Annotated in this window: 1 protein-coding gene; it reads left to right on the forward strand. The window is 49.3% G+C overall.

The features are described 5' to 3' along the window. Nucleotides 1-198: hypothetical protein (locus tag ACLUXO_RS10455; RefSeq protein WP_412137470.1), on the forward strand; the 198-nt coding region annotated here is incomplete at its 5' end. Between the last annotated feature and the right edge of the window lie 27 nt (nt 199-225).

The raw sequence follows: 225 nt of genomic DNA on the forward strand, positions 1-225 counted from the left end.
CTGGTACTCGTTGAACCAGACTCACTTGGTGAAGTGGATTCGGAGCCGCTGGTGCTCGTTGAACCAGATTCACTTGGTGAAGTGGATTCGGAGCCGCTTGCGCTCGTTGACTCAGAAGTAGATTGGCTCAATGAGGCTGAAGTTGATTGGCTTGCACTTGTTGATGCTGACTTGCTCGTTGACTCAGATGCAGATTGACTCAATGAAGTTGAAGTCGATTGGCTT

Source organism: Lactobacillus delbrueckii subsp. bulgaricus (assembly GCF_046938665.1).
GTDB lineage: Bacteria > Bacillota > Bacilli > Lactobacillales > Lactobacillaceae > Lactobacillus > Lactobacillus delbrueckii_C.